Genomic DNA, 2500 nt, shown 5'->3' on the forward strand with positions numbered 1-2500 from the left:
CAGGCGACGAAAGACGTGATAGCCTGCGATAAGCTTCGGGGAGCTGGCAAATAAGCTTTGATCCGGAGATTTCTGAATGGGGAAACCCACCTCGCAAGAGGTATCGCATACTGAATACATAGGTATGCGAGGCGAACCGGGTGAACTGAAACATCTCAGTAGCTCGAGGAAAAGACATCAACCGAGATTCCGAAAGTAGTGGCGAGCGAAATCGGAAGAGCCTTCTAGTGATAGCACGACTGTTAGCAAAACGGGATGGAAAGCCCGGCCATAGCAGGTGATAGCCCTGTATGCGAAAACAGACGTGTGGTACTAAGTTAGAGAAAAGTAGGGCGGGACACGAGAAATCCTGTCTGAATATGGGGGGACCATCCTCCAAGGCTAAATACTCGTAATCGACCGATAGTGAACCAGTACCGTGAGGGAAAGGCGAAAAGAACCCCGGGAGGGGAGTGAAATAGATCCTGAAACCGCATGCTTACAAAAAGTAGGAGCCCGCAAGGGTGACTGCGTACCTTTTGTATAATGGGTCAGCGACTTACATTCAGTGGCAAGGTTAACCGAATAGGGAAGCCGTAGAGAAATCGAGTCCGAATAGGGCGAATCAGTCGCTGGGTGTAGACCCGAAACCAAGTGATCTATCCATGGCCAGGATGAAGGTGCCGTAACAGGTACTGGAGGTCCGAACCCACTAGTGTTGCAAAACTAGGGGATGAGCTGTGGATAGGGGTGAAAGGCTAAACAAACTTGGAAATAGCTGGTTCTCTCCGAAAACTATTTAGGTAGTGCCTCAAGTATTACCTGCGGGGGTAGAGCACTGTTTAGGCTAGGGGGTCATGGCGACTTACCAAACCTATGCAAACTCCGAATACCGCAGAGTACAGCTTGGGAGACAGAGCACCGGGTGCTAACGTCCGGACTCAAGAGGGAAACAACCCAGACCGCCAGCTAAGGTCCCTAAAATTGGCTAAGTGGGAAACGAAGTGGGAAGGCTAAAACAGTCAGGATGTTGGCTTAGAAGCAGCCATCATTTAAAGAAAGCGTAATAGCTCACTGATCGAGTCGTCCTGCGCGGAAGATGTAACGGGGCTAAGCCAGTTACCGAAGCTGCGGATTTGCAATTTATTGCAAGTGGTAGGAGAGCGTTCTGTAGGCCTGTGAAGGTGTCTGGTAACGGATGCTGGAGGTATCAGAAGTGCGAATGCTGACATGAGTAGCGTTAAAGGGGGTGAAAAGCCCCCTCGCCGTAAGCGCAAGGTTTTCTACGCAACGTTCATCGGCGTAGAGTGAGTCGGCCCCTAAGGCGAGGCAGAGATGCGTAGCTGATGGGAAACAGGTCAATATTCCTGTACCGATCAATAGTGCGATGTGGGGACGGAGAAGGTTAGCTCAGCCAACTGTTGGATATGTTGGTTCAAGCCTGTAGTCGTGCCTGGTAGGCAAATCCGCCGGGCTTAGATGAGGGGTGATAACGAGTCTGCTTGCAGACGAAGTGAGTGATACCCTGCTTCCAGGAAAAGCCACTAAGCTTCAGCTATTGACGACCGTACCGCAAACCGACACTGGTGCGCGAGATGAGTATTCTAAGGCGCTTGAGAGAACTCAGGAGAAGGAACTCGGCAAATTGATACCGTAACTTCGGGAGAAGGTATGCCCCAAGTAGGTGAACTCGTACAGAGGGAGCCCAACGGGGTTGCAAAAAATCGGTGGCTGCGACTGTTTAATAAAAACACAGCACTCTGCAAACACGAAAGTGGACGTATAGGGTGTGACGCCTGCCCGGTGCTGGAAGATTAAATGATGGGGTGCAAGCTCTTGATTGAAGTCCCAGTAAACGGCGGCCGTAACTATAACGGTCCTAAGGTAGCGAAATTCCTTGTCGGGTAAGTTCCGACCTGCACGAATGGCGTAACGATGGCCACACTGTCTCCTCCTGAGACTCAGCGAAGTTGAAATGTTTGTGATGATGCAATCTCCCCGCGGAAAGACGGAAAGACCCCATGAACCTTTACTGTAGCTTTGTATTGGACTTTGAACAGATCTGTGTAGGATAGGTGGGAGGCTTTGAAGTGATGTCGCTAGATGTCATGGAGCCAACGTTGAAATACCACCCTGGTGTGTTTGAGGTTCTAACCTAGGTCCATTATCTGGATCGGGGACAGTGCATGGTAGGCAGTTTGACTGGGGCGGTCTCCTCCCAAAGCGTAACGGAGGAGTTCGAAGGTACGCTAGTTACGGTCGGACATCGTGACGATAGTGCAATGGCATAAGCGTGCTTAACTGCGAGACTGACAAGTCGAGCAGATGCGAAAGCAGGACATAGTGATCCGGTGGTTCTGTATGGAAGGGCCATCGCTCAACGGATAAAAGGTACTCTGGGGATAACAGGCTGATACCGCCCAAGAGTTCATATCGACGGCGGTGTTTGGCACCTCGATGTCGGCTCATCTCATCCTGGGGCTGTAGCCGGTCCCAAGGGTATGGCTGTTCGCCATTTAAA

Annotated in this window: 1 rRNA gene (only partly in view); it reads left to right on the forward strand. The window is 51.0% G+C overall.

The features are described from left to right. Nucleotides 1-2500, forward strand: a 23S ribosomal RNA gene (locus tag OIN59_RS25125) (it extends past both window edges: 42 nt to the left, 337 nt to the right).

Origin of the sequence: Acidovorax benzenivorans (genome assembly GCF_028680575.1) — a bacterium.
In the GTDB taxonomy this organism is placed as follows: Bacteria; Pseudomonadota; Gammaproteobacteria; order Burkholderiales; family Burkholderiaceae_C; genus Acidovorax; species Acidovorax benzenivorans.